Below are 16436 nucleotides of genomic sequence, written 5' to 3' on the forward strand. Positions count from 1 at the left end.
TCCTCGACGATCGTAGCTGTCATCGCCTCAATCGATCCGGCGTGTCGGCCGCGCGGCGGCGACGACGCCGACGCCTCCCGTGCCACGTAGCCGGGTGGAACTCTTGATCTTGCTCTCCAACAACGCTTCCAACGCATGAAGGGCGATATCGGTGTTCCGTCTTGGTCCCCTGATGAATCGGGTGCGACACCGAATCGGATGAGCCCTACGGAGTATCGAGCGTCTCGACGAGGGAGACCTCCACGGCGGGAGCTTTCCGCCGCGTAGCAGCCGGATGGGCCGGACCCCACAATCGCCACCTCAGCAGTGCGCGTTGCGACACCGGGCCGTCTCGGCGACACGAGGTTCGGCACCAGGGATGGGCGGATCCCGGCTGGCGTGATACGCCGCGTCGATCTCCTCGTAGCGCAACGTTTCCGAAGTCAGGTCGCAGTCGGAAGCTATCGCGACGACCGGACATGCATCGGTACTTGCGCCTTCGAAATATCCGATCGGATCGGATATCGAGCATCTCCGCGTGACCGTAGCCGTGCTCATTCGGAGCCGGATGATGCAATCGACGGGCACACCAAGACGCACCTTGCGTCATTGCAGCAGGATTGCGCGACTACATGAGCCAACGTGAGCTCCTATCGCCTCATGACCGGATCGCCAGCACCCTGCCACACTTAACAGTGATACAAATTACGTTAGATGTCAGGCTTTGCATGTGTCAAGCCTCACACTGAGGCAACGAGGTCTGGTGCCGGCCCGGCCCGTGGGTCGGGGGCGCGGAGAGTGGGTGGTGGTCAAGCCCTGCCCGGTGGCGTCATGGGAACTACCGGCCCCGTGGCCCGTCCCTGTTCGTCCAGGATGTGGCCCAGGTGTTTCCCGATCTGCATGACCACCGACCGGTCGGCCACCCGCGATCCGGGCAGGAGCTTCTCGAGGAGCAGTTCGAACCGGTGGACGTCATTGAGGGTGCGCAACCAGACGGCCATGATCAGGTTGTATTCGCTGGCCACGAGTACCGCCAACCGCACTTCCTCGATTCGGCCCAGCGACGTCCGCAGCCGTTCGATCAGGGGCGCGGGAACCTGCATGAAGTACCAGGCGTAGACCGGCCACTCGGAGTAGGTGCGGGCGATGTCGGTGCGCAGCAGGAGCGATCCGTCTCGCCGCATCGTCGCGATGGCGTCGGTGATGCGCTGATTGCTGACGCCGGCGCGTTCGGCGATCGCCGTGGTGGCCGCGCGGCCGTCGATGCCGAGTTCGTGGTGGATCACGCGTTTCAGGTCGGGTGAGACGGTCCGCGAAGCGCGCGGGCGGGGCGGCCGGGGGCCGGGAACACGGGCGGCCTGCGCCGCGGACAGCGTGCGCAGCCGCCAGTTCCCCGCCTCGAACAGCACCTCGGTGATGAGGTGGGTGCGGGCGCGCCGGATCGCCGGGTACTCGCCGAGTCGATGAAGCAGGAACCGAGACGTGTCCGCCGAATCCTGCGCCATCAGCGTGAGCAGGAGGTCGCGACCGCCCGCCGTGAAGTCGATACCGGCGACCATCGGGTCCTCCGCCATCGCCTGCGCGGTTGCGACGGATTTCCCTGGTGCGCATTCGATTTCGACCAGCACGCCACGTCCCGGAGTCCCGGCGTCGTAACCGGTGATCCAGATCAGACCGGTGTCGCGCAGCCGCTGGTACCGCCGCGACAACGTCACCGGGTCGACGTCCAGGATCGGCGCGAGCGCCTTCCAGGAGGCTCGCGGCTCGATCTGCAATGCATGCATGAGTCCGAAGTCGACGTCATCTGGCTCGTAATCCTGCATGGATGGTCCTTTAGTGCCGAGAAAGCTGCAAATTTACACGATGGAATTCACACCGGGTCAGTCTTCCACCAGTCACCTTCCGCTGATCCTCTTGGAGTCCACATGAGTTCTTCGCGCCACCTCCAGGGAAGCGACGCTGCCACGGCAGCGGTCGGATTCCTCGTGGTCATGGAGTTCGCCAGCGGCCTGCTGCAGGGGTGGTTCTCCCCGCTGCTGCCCGCCATCGGCGAACGTTTCGACGCGTCGTCCGCCGCCTTGAACTGGGTGAGCGCCATGTATCTGCTGGGAACGGCGGCCTGCGTCCCGTTGATCGCCAAACTCGGTGACCTCTTCGGCCACAAGCGGCTTCTCGTCGTCGCAACCGCGTCCGTCGCGCTCGGTTCGTTCCTCGTCGCGTTCGCGCCGTCGTTCGAACTGCTGCTCGTCGGCCGGGCGTTGCAGGCACCGCTCGGGGCGTTCCTTCCGCTCGAGTTCGCGATCGTGCGGGACCGTGATCCGGCCACGGCCGGCCGGAGCATCGGCAGGCTTGTCGGGTCGCTCACGCTGGGCGCCGCTGTCGGCGGCCTACTCTCGGGTTTCCTCCTCGACTCGGTGATCGGCGACGTGAGCGTCGTGCTGCTCGTTCCCGCCGTCCTCATGACGATCTGCCTCGCGGTGGTCTACTTCCTCGTCCCGGAGACGACGGTGCGCAAGACGGGCACCGTCGACTGGACCGGCGCCGTCCTGCTGACGGTCGGTCTGCTCGGGGTGCTCGGCGGTGTCTCCAACGCCAATACCTGGGGCTGGACAAATGCCCTGACGTGGGCGGCCATCGGGGTCGGGTCGGTGGTTCTCGTCGTCTGGGTGTTCGTGGAACGACGCGTCCGGCACCCGCTCGTGGACCTCGACGTCGTCGGGCGAGGAATGCGCGTTCCCATGTTGATGGCCATGCTGTTCGGCGCCCAACTGTTCGGTGTCCAGACCCCCAGCGCCCTCTTCCTCCGTGCCTCACCGGAGACCAACGGCTACGGGCTCGGCGTCACCGCCTCGATGACCGGTCTGATCCTGGCACTGTTCGCGCTCGCGATGTTCGTCGGCGCCTCGGTGAGCGACCGGCTCGCCCATTCCGCCCTCACCGTGCCCGGATCGCTCGCACTGGGTGCGGTCCTCGCGGCGGCCTCCTACATCCTGATGATCGTCGTCCCGGGGAACGTCGCCCTGTTCACGCTGTGGCTCGTCGTCGCGGGACTGGGTGGTGGCGTGGTGGTCGGGGTCCTGCCCACCGTCATCGTGCAGCAGGCCCCACCGGATTCGGTCGGCATCGCATCCGGCCTCTACAACACATCCCGCACCGCGTCGGGAGCCGTCGCCGGGGCAGTGTTCGCCCTCGTGATGTCGTCGATGATCACTCCCGCGCTCACCGCCGGCGGCAAGCAGATCCCCTCTGTGGGCGCTTATCACGTGGTGTGGGCAGTCTGTGCGGCACTGTGCGTCCTCACCGCTGTCCTGGCACTGAAACTTCGGTCGCAGCCGGCCAACACCGAGAACGACACGACCCCACTCGCCGACGACGAACAAGTGCCCGCCTGACATCTCTCCTGAACACCGAACGAAAGGACATCGAAGTGTCTATCGATCCATACCTCCTCGGCACCATCGACGAACTCGGCTCGCAGTACACCGCATTGAGCGATGCAATCTGGAACAAGCCCGAACTGCGATGGGAAGAACATACTTCCGTCGATGCGCAGATCGCCGTCGCGGAGGCCGAGGGCTTCACCGTCACCCGGGCGGTGGCCGGTATCCCGACCGCGTTCAGCGCCGAAGCCGGAAGTGGCACGCCCGTGATCGCGATCGTCGGCGAGTACGACGCCCTCGCCGGGCTGAGCCAGAAGTCGGGAAGTGCTGTGCCGGAGCCGGAACCCGGCAACGAGTCCGGCAACGGACAAGGCTGCGGCCACCACCTGCTCGGCGGCGGCTCCCTCCTCGCCGCGACCGCGGTCAAACGCTACCTCGACGCGAACGGCCTGCCCGGAACCGTCCGCTACTACGGCTGTCCCGCGGAGGAAGCAGCCGCCGGAAAGACGTTCATGGTCAAGGAAGGTGCCTTCGACGACGTCGATGCCGCCGTGTCCTGGCATCCCGGCGACACCACCACCGTGCAACGGATCCGGACGCTCGCGTATGTCCAGGCGTACGTCCGGTTCACCGGCATCGCCGCGCACGCCGGAGTGTCTCCTGAACGTGGCCGCAGCGCACTCGACGCACTCGAACTGATGAACGTGGGCACGAACTTCCTCCGTGAGCACATGCCCTCGGACTGCCGGATCCACTACGCGATCCTCGACACCGGAGGCCGCTCGCCGAATGTCGTGCAGGCGTCCGCCGAGGCCTACTACCTGGTGCGCTCGCCCGACGTGGCCGGCATGCGCGAGCTGTTCGCCCGCGTGACGAAGATCGCCGAAGGCGCCGCCCTGATGACGGAGACGACGGTCGAGATCGAGGTCGACGGCGGCTGCTCGGACATCCTGCCCAACGTCGTCCTCGAGGATTCGATGCAGGAGCGGCTCCGCGAGCTCGGGCCGGTGCCCTTCGACGTCACCGATCTCGCGACCGCGGAGGCGTTCATTACCAAGACGGCGTCGGGACGCACGGCGAGCACGCTCGGCGGTGAATTCGATGGCGACGGAGGCGCTCTGCACACCGGGATCGTCACGTTCGACGCGCGCTCGCTGCGCCCGACGATGACCGGATCCAGCGACCTCGGCGACGTCAGCTGGGTGACGCCGCTCGTGCAGTGCGCCACCGCGTGCGTCGCCGTCGGCACTGCCGCCCACTCGTGGCAGATGGTCGCGCAGGGCAAGCTGCCCGCCGCGCACAAGGGGATGATCCACGCCGCGAAGATCATGGCCTCGACCGCGGCGGACCTGCTGACGGATGCCGAACTGCTGGCCTCCGCGCGCAAGGAATTCAGCACCCGCACCTCCGAGACCCCGTACGACTCCCCGCTTCCCGACGGGGTCATCGCCCCGCCCCTGCGCGACACAGTCGCCGTCTGACCGTCCGGTCGCAACCACCAGGAAGGACCCACATGACTCTCGTCACCCCAGTCGGAGACACCACCGAGACTCGCGCGGCAGCATTGAAGGACACTGCGGCGCAGGTAGTCCGGAATCGCGAGAAGGAACTGCTCGAACTCAGCCATCGCATTCACGACACCCCCGAGATCGCGTTCGAGGAGCACCGCGCCGCCGGCCTCGTCGGGGACACGCTCCGGAACGCCGGCTTCGATACCACCGTGGGCGTCTACGGGCTCGACACGGCCGTCGAGGCGGTCTACGGCGACGGTGATCTCACCGTCGCGATCTGCGCCGAGTACGACGCGCTGCCCGAGGTCGGGCATGCGTGCGGGCACAACATGATCGCGGCCGCCGGGGTGGGTGCGGCGCTCGCGCTCGCGGCGGTGGCCGACGAGGCCGGTCTCCGGATCAAACTGCTCGGCACACCCGCCGAGGAGCACGGCGGCGGCAAGATCCCGATGCTCGAAGCCGGTGCGTGGGAGGACGCGGCGTTGTCGCTGATGGTCCATGGTGCGTCGGGGACGGACATGCCCTGTGCCTCGCTGTGGATGCAGGCGGTCGACCGATTCGAGGTCACATTCACCGGCCGCGCCGCACACGCCGCCGGCGCACCCGAGCACGGGATCAACGCCGGTGCCGCGGCGACGATCGCGCTGGGTGCCCTCGGTTTGGTCCGGCAGCAGTTCCGGGCGAAGACACGGGTCAACGCGTTCGTTTCGCACGGCGGAGACGTCACCAACATCATTCCGGCCCGGACCGTGGTGCAGGTCGAGGTGCGGGCGCCGGAGATCGGTGAGTGGCGCGAGGTGAAGGAGCGGGTGCTCGCCTGCTTCGAAGCGGGCGCGATCGCCACCGGATGCGAGTGGACATACGAGGCCACGGAACCGCCGTACGCGCCGATGGTCCAGAGCGCGGTGCTCGCGGCGATCTGGGACGAAAACCTGCAGGCCACCGGCCGCGAACTCACGTCCGCCTCACTCGGCGGAGGCTCCAGCGACATGGGCAACGTGTCCCAGGTCGTGCCGTCGATCCATCCCGCGATCGCGGTGCTCGGTAGCACCGCGATCCCGCACAACGCCGACTTCGCCGACGCCGCAGCCAGTCCCGCGGCCGATGCCGCGATCCTCGACGGTGCGACAGCGCTGGCGTGGACGGTCCTCGACGCCGCGCTGGACGCCGAGGTCCGCGGGGAGTTGCTGCGTCTGCAGGCGGAACGGCCGGAGGGGTTCACCCGGCGCGCCAGCTGGGCGTGATCGCCTAGGACAGGGCGAGCCGGCGCTCGGCGATCGTCACGTGCTGCGCGAGGACGGGGCCGATGCCGGCGAGCGCTTCCGGACTCGTCATCTGCTGGTGCGATACGGGAACGGCGTGTTCGATGATCTCGCCACTGATGTGGGGCCTCCACGCGCAGACGCCGGTGGGGGCATCCACAGAGTCCGCCGCACCGAAGAACAGCAGATCGGCACGGATCGGTGTCGACGGGCGGTGCGCGAGGGCGAGGTCGACGGTCTGCGTGAACACCCGGTGGACGGCGTCGAGGTCGTCCGCGGTCACGGCTGCGAACAGTCCGCCGGTGCGGCGCAGCACTTCCACGGCGCGATCCGTGGTCGCCGCCGCATCCCCGTCGCCCGGGACCACCGCGCCGAGCTCCGCCAGAAGTGCTGCCACGGTCGGCTTTTCCGTCGTGGGACCGTATCCTCCGGTCAGGTGTGTGTCGAGCATCGCGAGGGTGGCCACCTCGTCGCCGCCCTCCGTGAGCTGCACCGCCATCTCATGGGCGATCTGACCGCCGACCGAGTAGCCGACCAGGTGATACGGGCCGTGCGGCTGCACCGCGCGGATCCGCTGGACGTACCGGGCGGCGAGATCCTCCAAGGAGTCGACGCGCAGGTCGGGGTCGGTCAGCGCCGGGGATTGCAGCCCGTACACCGGACGGTCACCGAGGTACTGCACCAGCCCGGTGAAGCACCAGGCCAATCCGATCGCGGGGTGGATGCAGAACACCGGGTTGCCGGTTCCGGTGGTTCGCAGCGGCAGCAGCACGTCGAGCGACCGGTCGGCGGCGCCGTCCGCGCGGGAGTCCTCCGGCGCCGTGGCGATCATGTGTGCCAGGGCTTCCGGCGTCGGATGGGTGAAGATCCACTGCACCGGCACGGCGCGCGCAAACGATTCGGCAATCCGGGCGATCACGCTCGTCGCGGTGAGCGACGTGCCACCGAGCGTGAAGTAGTTGTCGTCGAGGCCGACCCGGTCCAGGCCGAGCCCCTCGGCGAACGCGGTGGCCACCACCTCCTCGGTCGCGTTGCGCGGCGCCCGGTACGCGGCGCGCGCCGCGGTGAAGTCCGGTTCCGGCAGGGCGGCGCGGTCGAGTTTCCCGTTCGCGGTCACCGGCACGGCGTCGAGCACCGTCACGGTCGCGGGGACCATGTGCGGGGCCAACCGCGCACGGGCGTGCGCCAGGACCGCGGATGTGTCCAGTAGCGAGCCCGCAGCGGGGACGACGTAGCCGGCCAACCGGTCGCCGCTGGTGTTCACGACGGCACGATCGATACCGGGGTATCCGAGGAGAGCCGATTCGATTTCGCCGAGTTCGACGCGGAAACCACGAATCTTCACCTGAAAATCCGAGCGACCCACATACTCGAGCACCGGACCACCCACCGAACGCCGCCACCGCACCACATCCCCCGTCCGATACATCCGATCCCCCGGCCCACCGAACGGATCCGCAACAAACCGCCCCGCCGTCAACGCCATCCGATTCCGATACCCCCGCGCCAGCGCCGGACCCGACAAATACAACTCCCCCGCCGCCCCGAACGGCACCGGCCGCAACCGCCCATCCAACACCAGCTCACCGAACCCACGAACCGGACCACCAACCGTCACCGACTCCCCCACCACCAACCCACCACTGGCATTCGACATAATCGTCGCCTCCGTCGGCCCGTACGCATTGAACATCCGCCGACCCGGAGCCCACCGAGCAACCAACTCCGGCGGGCACGCCTCACCCGCCACCACCAACGCACCCAACGCCCCCAACCCCACCGGATCAACCGACGACAACGCCGTCGGCGTCAACACCGCATGCGTCACCGACTCCCCCACCAGAATCCGCGCCAACTCCTCCCCACCGTAAACCGTCGGCGGAACCACCACCAACCGCGCACCCAACCCCAACGCCCACACCAACTCGAACACCGACGCATCGAAACTCGGTGACGCACAATGCAACACCCGAGCACCCGCACACACCCCGAAACCCGAACGCTGCGCAGCCACCACATTCGCCAACCCCCGATGCGTCACCACCACACCCTTCGGCACACCCGTCGACCCCGACGTATAAATCACATACGCCGCCTGACCCACCCGCACCGGCGCACCCCGATCCACATCCGTCACCACCCCCGCCGACACCGACGACAACCGCGACACGACCACCGCATCATCGAGCACCACCCACCGCACCGAACCCGGCAACCGATCCCGCACCTCCGAGACCGTCACCCCCACCACCACACCCGAATCCACCAGCATGTGCTCCACACGCCCCACCGGATACTGCGGATCCACCGGCAAAAACGCCGCCCCCGTCTTCGCCACCGCCCACACCGACAACACCGACTCGACCGACCGCGCCACCGCCACAGCCACCACCGACTCGGCACCCACCCCCGCCTCCAACAACACCCGCGCCAACCGATTCGACGCCTCATCCAACTCCCGATACGTCAACCGACGATCCCCATACACCACCGCCACCGCACCCGGATCCACCACCACCGACGCCGCCAACAACTCCGGCAACGACACCTCCGACACCGACACCCCACCCACCACCGGAGTCAAGCACTCCAACTCCGCAGCGCCGATCACGGCGAGCGGAGTACCGGGGTCGGCGGCGAGCAGTTCGTCGATCAATCCGACGACACCGGCGTGATGCGACCGCAGGTCGTCGTCGCGGTAGCGGTACGGGTTGGCCTCGAACTCCACGATCGTCGACGCCGGAGTGCCGCTCCGGTACACGTTCACGGACAGGTCCGGGACAGGACCGGTGGTGAGGATCCGGAAGTCACCGGTCAGCGAGCCGAAGGTGAGATCCTGGTCGAAGAGCATCACGTTGATCATCGGTCCCGAGATCCTGCGGGCCTCGGCGGACACACCCAGCTCACGCAGAATGTCCTCGACGTTGCCGCGTTGGTGCCGCATTGCACCCATCAGTTCGTGCTGGACCCGGGTCACGAGGTCGCCGACGGTGTCGTCGGATCGGACCTGCACACGCAATGGCGCAACGTTGGCGAGCATGCCGCCGGAACGGCGCAGTACAGCGGTGGTGCGCGCGGACAGCGGAATGTCCACGAGCATGTCCTGCCGTCCCGTCCGCCGCGAGAGGTAGCAGGCGAAGGCGGCGATCAACGCGGCTGCTGCCGTTGCGCCCGGCCGGCCGTCGGTGTCCTCGAGCCGTGCGACGGTATCGGCGGACAGCGCCGCGCGCACGGTCAGGCTGTGGGCGGCGGGTGGAGCGTCGATGTCGGTCAGGGAGGCGCCGTTCGTGCGTGTGTGGAGACGTTCGGCCCAGTAATCACGGTCGGACGAGAACCGGTGGGACGCCCGGTAGTCGCCTTCGAGGCGGTGCAGGGTGTGCAGGTCGGCTGCACGGTTCGGTTCGAGCTCGAGACCGTGGACCGCCGCGGTGTACAGGGCGGCGACACGGTTGACCATCGTCATCGCCCCGTATCCGTCGAGGGCGACGTGGTGGATCCTGCTGTACCACAGGTGCCGCTCGTCACCGACCCGCAGCAGCGACGATTCGCACAGATAGTCGTGCTCGAAATCGACTCGTGCCGTGTAGTTCTCCTGCATCCACGCCTCCGCGGCGGCCATCGGGTCGGATGCACTGCGGAAGTCGACGATTCCCATGGCCGCATCGGCAGGCGGATCGACCACCTGGTACGGCTCACCGTCGACATCGACCAGGCGCAGGAACACCGACTCGTATTCGTGGCCGGCAACGAGCGCTACCTCACGGAACAAATCGACGTCCAGCTGCCCGCGGATGTCGACGTACTGCGCGATGCAGATCGGGACGTCCGGGGCTAGTTGCTGCGCAAACCACAGCCCGTGCTGCGCCGCGGACAGCGGGAACGGATCGGATCGATGCTCTCGGTAGTTCGCTCGCGCAGCGTGTTCCATCAAATCACCAACCAGGGTGCTTGCGCCGCTGGATCGACGGCGGGACGCTCGGTCCTTGTGGGCAGGGGCAGCCGGATATACCGACGCCACTACAGTCCCGCGGATCGCCATGCGCGAAAACACACCCTAGGTGTGTGGTGTGGACACCCTGCACCGCCCGCGCGACCCCACGACGAAGATGCCGGAGAACTATGCTTGGCCGTGAGCTTGTTCGAGGCGCGACGACCTGGAACGCCCCCGAGGAGGTCCGCGATGAAGGCGATCATCCACACTCGGTTCGGCGGTCCCGAAGTACTCGAACTCGCGCAAGTCCCGAAGCCGACACCCAAGGACGGCGAAGTCCTGGTGAAAGTCCACGCGACAACGGTGACAACAGCCGAATGCAAGATGCGCCGCGGCGAGCCTTTGTGGGGCCGGTTGATCCTCGGCCTGCGAAGGCCACGGAGGAAACTGCGGACCCTGGGCCTGGAACTTGCCGGAGAGATCGAGGCCGTCGGCAAGGACGTCCGCCGGTTCCGGCCGGGCGATCAGGTATTCGGGTTCACCGGTTTCGACATCGGCGCCTACGCCGAGTACAAGTGCCTACCGGAAACCGCCTCGCTCGCACTCAAGCCGGTCAACAAGACCTACGAGGAGGCCGTCGCCGCCGTCGACGGTGCCACAACCGCACTGTTCTTCCTTCGGGACAAGGCGAAGGTGCGAACCGGACAGAAGGTCCTCGTCAACGGCGCCTCCGGCAGCGTCGGCACCTACGCGGTGCAACTCGCCAAGTCGTTCGGCGCGGAGGTCACCGGAGTGTGCGGTCCGCACAACACGGAGTTGGTGAAATCCCTGGGCGCCGACAACGTCATCGACTACACCACCGAGGATTTCGCCGACGACACCGAGGCATACGACGTCGTCTTCGACGCCGTCGGCAGGAACTCGTTCGCTCGGTGCAAGGGCTCGCTCACCGAGCACGGGTGCTACGTTCCCACATCCGGGCTGAACAACAACCTGCTGCAACTCTGGACGTCGATCCGAGGCGGAAGGAAAGTCGTCACCGGTATGTCCGTCCGCAAGAACGACGCATTGGCGTACATCAAGCAGCTCCTCGAAGCGGACACGTTGCGGATCGTCATCGACCGCAGCTATCCCCTGGAACGCATCGTCGAGGCGCATCGGTATGTCGACACCGGACACAAGAGTGGCAACGTCGTCATAACCGTGGCCTAGACGGGCCGGCACTCGGGTACGCACGTTTACGAGATCGCGACCTGGGGGAATCTCGTAGACAAAGGACGGTGCCAGATGTTGAAATCCGAGAACCCCAACCCCGCGCGGCCCACCCGAAGCTTCCTCGACCGGCGCCGCGGGCCCTCCGACCGTGAACTCTTGACCACCGCCAAGTCGGTGCTGATCACCAGCCGCGGCTACAGCGATGCGCAGGCGTTCGACGAACTGCTCGACGTGGCACGACGGCACCATCTCTCCGTGCAGGGCGCCGCTCGGTGCCTGATCGATCTCACCAGCAACACCCGGCACCTCACCAGTCGCCGTCCGGGCACGTTCCCCGAGTGGGAAGGACTCCGCGGACAACCTTCGCGGCACCACCGTCCTTCGCAACGCATGTCCAGCCTCCACGGGCGACACCATCCCCACCTTGCGACACAGATTCACCCGTGACCAGCGCGGCCCGTCGACTGTCGGCACGCCGGAGTCGCCGGCGGCGGCAGCGCACCCGTATTCCTGCGGCAGATCGCCGCCTGGCCTCTAGGCCGGCCTGTGTGGGACGGCGACCGTTGATCCCACCCACCGTCGGAGATACGCACGCAGTTCGTCCTGGCTCCGCGGCGGGTTTCCGGGCGAGATGAAGAACGACTGCATCGTCCGCAGCTGATATTCGACGAGCTCACGCAGGGCGGCCTCGTCGTAGCCGTGCCGCTCCCAGTCGACGTCGAAGCGTCTGATCATCGTCATTCCGAAGGAGAGGGCTTCGTCGGACGTGATCCCCTCGGTGTGGGAATGAGAACCGGACAGCATGATGCCGAGCTGCGGAATACGGGGCGCTTCGTTGAGCGTGTAGATCACGGCTTCGACCACAGCGTCAGCGGGGTCGTCGATACCCACCAGGTGTTCTGTGAGGCGGTCGAGGAATCCGGCGACGGCGGCGATGGCCGCGGCTCGCAGGAGGGCGTCGGTGCTGGGAAAGTATCGGTACACCGTCTGACGGATGACGCCGAGGGATTCCGCAACGTCGGCGATGCTGATCGCCGTATCTTTCCGGCTGATGAGCTCGACTGCGGCGGTGACGATTCGCCGGGACGCTTCCTCGTCACTTCCAGGTGGACTGCCACCCCACCCACGCCTGCCAGCCACTTCTTTCCCTACCTCTCACAACGCGCCGTTGGGCCCGAACGTCGTGCAAGGGCTGTCGGCGCACCGCCCGACCCGGACTCAGAGGTTACCGCGAACGCCTACTCTCCGCCCCGAAGCCCTGCTTCGCTGACGCTCTCGAGGGATTCGCCGAAACGTAATCATACAATCCGACAGATGTGTGTATGTTGTTAAACGATCGGGTCTCTACCTACCCAGAGGCTGCAGCCCACTCATGTCGCACGAGACGAGGTATCCCACATGACCGACCTGCACCCCAGAAAGATGGATTTCGCGTTCGACGAACAGGACGTCCCGTTCCTCTGGAACCCCGACAACCCGGCCTGGTCGAACATGTCGAATGCGATCTCGTTCCTGGCCGTCGGCTTCGAGAAGATGATCGTCAAGGCGATCATGCAGGCAAAGCCACGGATGACCGACCCCGAGGTCGCAGAAGAGGCCATGGCGTTCATGCGTCAGGAGGGTCACCACTCGACCGCGCATCGCCAACACGTCAAAGCCCTGATCAGGCGATACCCGGGGCTCCAGAACACCCTGGACGCGGTGATCGGCGAGTACGACCTCCTCACCGAGGCGACCTCCCTGAACTACCGACTCGCCTACACCGCGGATCTGGAGGCGACCTTCACGCCGGTGTTCAAGCTGATGCTCGACAACGACGCGACCCTGTTCCGACCGGGAGACGACCGGGTTGCGTCCCTGTTCATCTGGCATTTCGTCGAGGAGGTCGAACACCGGAGTTCCGCGATGATCATCTTCAATTCCCTTGTCGGGGAAGAGCTGTACCGGATGCGGATGGCGCCGTCGATCTTCGCACATGTGATGAAGGTGATGCGGATCGCCTGCGCCGGCTTCAATCAGCACGTGCTGCTCGAGGAGCGGAAGGTCGATTCGATGTCGATGTTCGCCACGCACCGCACGAAGCAGAAACTGCTCACGTCGTTCGCGCCCTACCTGAGCAAAGGCGTCATGCCGCGTGCGTTCGACGACCTGCCGCGCGGTGAACAGCTCACCGCGCTCGCCGGCATCGTCCGTAGTCAGATGCCGAAGCACGACCCAACCCACGAAAAGCTGCCCACGCTCGCCGACGAGTGGTTCGCCCGATACGACGCAGGCTACGACTGCACCCGCTGGTACACCGCGGACTCGCGCGAACGACGGACCGAGCCCGTCCCGGCGGTGGTCAACTGATGGCCGACCTCTGCTCACTCACCTTCGACCAACTCTCGGCAGCGCTCGGCTTCTCGTGCGCCGAGGCCGGCGGACTCGTCGAGGTCCGTAGCCCGTCGGCGCTGGAGAACTGGACCCTGCCGGTTCTCGAGCTCACCATCGTGGTCGGGTCGGTGCTCGCGCTCGTATTCGCGATCCTGCGCTGGCGCCGCAACGGCGATCCGACCAACCTGGTGCTCTGGTTCGGCGCCACGGCGTATCTGTTCGTCATCGAGCCGCCGCTGTACTTTCCGGCGGCCTTCGGGATCGAAGAGCACGTGGACACGATGTTCGCGCACAACGTGTTCACCGTGGACTTCCTGTGGGGCCGACTGCCGCTGTACATCATCGCGATCTATCCGCTGATGGCCACGCTTGCCTTCGAACTCGTCCGGATGCTCGGCGTCTTCCGGAAGTACGGCGTACTCGTCGGCGCGATCTGCGTGGGCTTCGTGCACCACGCGTTCTACGAGATCTTCGACCAGCTCGGACCACAGCTGAGGTGGTGGGAATGGTCGACCACCAACCCGGTCAACCAGCCCATGTTCGACTCGGTCCCACTGCCGAGCGTGGTGGTGTTCGCGGCCCTGTGGCCCATGTCGCTGGCCCTGTGCGTTCAGTTCTTTGTGGGCCGCCACGCCGACCGGGGCCGGGACTTCACCGGACTCGAACTGGTGTGGCGCACGATCGTGATCGGTCTCCTGGCATCCTTGGGCACGTTCATCCTCCCGATCCCGGCGACGATCCTCGGAATGGAGAGCACCACGGTCCGGGGAATTCTGTATGCGGCCGAACTGATCGTCATCGTGCTCGTCGCGATCCCGATCCTGCTCCGGCAGTGGTCGCAGCTTCGACGGCGGACGTCGGACGTTCCTATCTACTCGAACGATTTCGTCCGTGTCTACAGCGTGGTGTATCTCGGCGTGATGGGCATTCTGTGGGTGACCGCGTTGCCCAGCTACTTCGGCGCTGTCGACGGCGTCACGAGCAACGGCGATCCCATCGGAAATCTCTGGTACACCATCGCCTGCTTCGCGATTGCGATTCTGTGCGTCGCCGCCACCTTCACGGTGCCGCGGGGCCCCGCTGACGGACGCGGCCCGATCTCCGGTGAGGGTGCGGTGCCGAACGCGGTCCGATAGGCGCGACGACGGGAGCGACTGATTGGCCAACGCGGCCCCACCCGTGATCTGGCGGTGATGCGCGCAGATCACGGGCTGGGATGTCGTGACCTACAAGGCGCCGAAAGCTTCACAGGCCTTTCGCACGCCTTCACCGTAGGCGGGGTCTGCTTGGGCACAGTTAACGATGTGGCGCTCGATGACGGCAGCCGACGCTCCGGTGATGGCACGGGCGGTGTTCTCGAACAACAGAGTCTGCTGCTCGGCGCTCATGCTACGGAAGAGGTTGCCGGGCTGTTCGAAGTAGTTGTCGTCGTCTGCTCGGTAGTCGAACCGGTCGGCGACCACGCCGACTTCGAGCGGCGGTTCGGCGTAGCTGCGCTGGTCGGCGAATCGGCCGTGTGAGTTGGGTTCGATGCTCGGGACGCTGCCCTGGTTGCCGTCGACGCGCATGACGCCGTCGCGGTGGAAGGAATTGACATGAGTTGCGCCCCTGGGGCTGTTGACCGGGATCTGGTGGTGGTTGACGCCGAGCCGGTAACGGGCGGCGTCGCCGTAGGAGAACAGCCGGCCTTGCAGCATGCGGTCCGGGGAGAAGCCGATACCGGGAACGATGTTCGCCGGGGAGAACGCCGCCTGCTCGACGTCGGCGTGATAATTCTCCGGGTTCCGGTCGAGTTCGAGTTCCCCGACCTCGATGAGCGGGTAGTCCTTCTTCGACCACACCTTGGTGAGGTCGAACGGATGGTAGTGGTAGGTCTGGGCGTCGGCTTCCGGCATGATCTGCACGAAAAGTGTCCACTTCGGGTAGTTGCCCTCCTCGATTGCATTGAAGAGGTCGCGCTGCGCCGACTCGCGGTCGCCGGCGACGACGGCGGCGGCTTCTTCGTCGGTGAGGTTCTTGATGCCCTGCTGGGTGCGGAAGTGGAATTTCACCCAGGAGCGTTCCCCGGCGTCATTGACGAACGAGAAGGTGTGTGACCCGAATCCGTGCATATGCCGGTAGCCGTTTGGGATGCCGCGGTCGGACATCACGATGGTGATCTGGTGCAGCGCCTCCGGGAGATTGGTCCAGAAGTCCCAGTTGTTCTCCGCAGAGCGAAGGTTGGTCCTCGGATCACGCTTGACCGCATGGTTGAGGTCGGGGAACTTGAGGGGGTCACGGAAGAAGAAGACGGGGGTGTTGTTGCCGACGACATCCCAGTTGCCTTGCTCGGTGTAGAAGCGGACGGCAAATCCGCGGATGTCGCGTTCGGCGTCGGCGGCGCCGCGCTCACCGGCGACCGTGGAGAAACGCAGGAAGACCTCGGTCCGCTTACCGATCTCCGAGAATACGGCGGCGTTGGTGTGTGCGGTGATGTCGTGGGTGACGCGGAAGGTGCCGAACGCGGCCGAGCCTTTGGCGTGCATGCGGCGTTCGGGGATGACTTCGCGGTCGAAATGCGCGAGCTTCTCGAGAAGCCAGACATCTTGCAGGAGCATCGGACCGCGTGCGCCGGCGGTGAGGCTGTTCTGGTTGTCGGGTACCGGCGCACCGGCGACTGTGGTGAGTCCGTTCGGGTTGGTCATCGATTTCTCCTGTCTTACACCCGAGGCTGGGCGGGTGAATGTGGTTCGGCGAGAGCATCCCTCGAGGGAGAGCGAAGCGATGTCTCAATCTGACATTCCCG

The 16436-nt window shown here is 66.3% G+C and carries 11 protein-coding genes; 7 read left to right on the plus strand and 4 right to left on the minus strand.

What is annotated here, in order from left to right:
* Positions 1 to 788: 788 nt before the first annotated feature.
* Positions 789 to 1802, minus strand: a complete 1014-nt coding sequence (locus tag RHA1_RS02105) for an Lrp/AsnC family transcriptional regulator (RefSeq protein WP_011593702.1) — start codon at positions 1800 to 1802, stop codon at positions 789 to 791.
* 102 nt (positions 1803 to 1904) lie between these two features.
* On the opposite strand from RHA1_RS02105, the gene RHA1_RS02110 reads away from it, so the two are divergent.
* From RHA1_RS02110 to RHA1_RS02120, 3 genes are read left to right on the plus strand one after another with little or no spacing between them, the layout of a single operon-like run.
* Entirely contained in the window at positions 1905 to 3371 is a 1467-nt protein-coding gene (locus tag RHA1_RS02110) for an MFS transporter (RefSeq protein ID WP_011593703.1), read from the plus strand.
* Positions 3372 to 3406: 35 nt separating this feature from the next.
* Positions 3407 to 4840, plus strand: a complete 1434-nt coding sequence (locus RHA1_RS02115) for an amidohydrolase (protein ID WP_011593704.1) — start codon at positions 3407 to 3409, stop codon at positions 4838 to 4840.
* 32 nt (positions 4841 to 4872) lie between these two features.
* Positions 4873 to 6114: an amidohydrolase gene (locus RHA1_RS02120; RefSeq protein WP_011593705.1), complete on the plus strand. Its 1242-nt coding sequence runs from the start codon at positions 4873 to 4875 to the stop codon at positions 6112 to 6114.
* Positions 6115 to 6118: 4 nt separating this feature from the next.
* Here the strand turns inward: RHA1_RS02120 and RHA1_RS52845 are convergent, their stop codons facing one another.
* Complete coding sequence (locus RHA1_RS52845; protein ID WP_041810947.1) at positions 6119 to 10060, minus strand: non-ribosomal peptide synthetase; 3942 nt, start codon at positions 10058 to 10060, stop codon at positions 6119 to 6121.
* Positions 10061 to 10312: 252 nt separating this feature from the next.
* Between RHA1_RS52845 and RHA1_RS02130 the strand changes: the two genes are divergently transcribed.
* The gene (locus RHA1_RS02130; RefSeq protein ID WP_011593707.1) at positions 10313 to 11275 is read left to right on the plus strand and encodes an NAD(P)-dependent alcohol dehydrogenase; all 963 of its coding nucleotides are present in this window, start codon (positions 10313 to 10315) and stop codon (positions 11273 to 11275) included.
* A 75-nt stretch (positions 11276 to 11350) separates the two neighbouring features.
* On the plus strand, positions 11351 to 11725 hold the full coding sequence (locus tag RHA1_RS02135) for an ANTAR domain-containing protein (protein ID WP_011593708.1): 375 nt from the start codon (positions 11351 to 11353) through the stop codon (positions 11723 to 11725).
* Between the two features lie 87 nt (positions 11726 to 11812).
* Here the strand turns inward: RHA1_RS02135 and RHA1_RS02140 are convergent, their stop codons facing one another.
* Positions 11813 to 12418, minus strand: a complete 606-nt coding sequence (locus RHA1_RS02140; RefSeq protein WP_011593709.1) for a TetR/AcrR family transcriptional regulator — start codon at positions 12416 to 12418, stop codon at positions 11813 to 11815.
* 258 nt (positions 12419 to 12676) lie between these two features.
* Between RHA1_RS02140 and RHA1_RS02145 the strand changes: the two genes are divergently transcribed.
* Positions 12677 to 13627, plus strand: a complete 951-nt coding sequence (locus tag RHA1_RS02145) for a metal-dependent hydrolase (RefSeq protein ID WP_011593710.1) — start codon at positions 12677 to 12679, stop codon at positions 13625 to 13627.
* On the plus strand, positions 13627 to 14787 hold the full coding sequence (locus RHA1_RS02150) for a hypothetical protein (RefSeq protein ID WP_011593711.1): 1161 nt from the start codon (positions 13627 to 13629) through the stop codon (positions 14785 to 14787). Before RHA1_RS02145 ends, RHA1_RS02150 begins: the two co-directional genes overlap by 1 nt.
* 90 nt (positions 14788 to 14877) lie before the next feature.
* On the opposite strand, the gene RHA1_RS02155 is transcribed toward RHA1_RS02150, so the two are convergent.
* Positions 14878 to 16335 carry a catalase gene (locus RHA1_RS02155; RefSeq protein WP_011593712.1) on the minus strand — a complete coding sequence of 486 codons (1458 nt, stop codon included), beginning with the start codon at positions 16333 to 16335 and terminating at the stop codon, positions 14878 to 14880.
* Positions 16336 to 16436 lie beyond the last annotated feature (101 nt).

Origin of the sequence: Rhodococcus jostii RHA1 (assembly GCF_000014565.1) — a bacterium.
In the GTDB taxonomy this organism is placed as follows: domain Bacteria; phylum Actinomycetota; class Actinomycetes; order Mycobacteriales; family Mycobacteriaceae; genus Rhodococcus_F; species Rhodococcus_F jostii_A.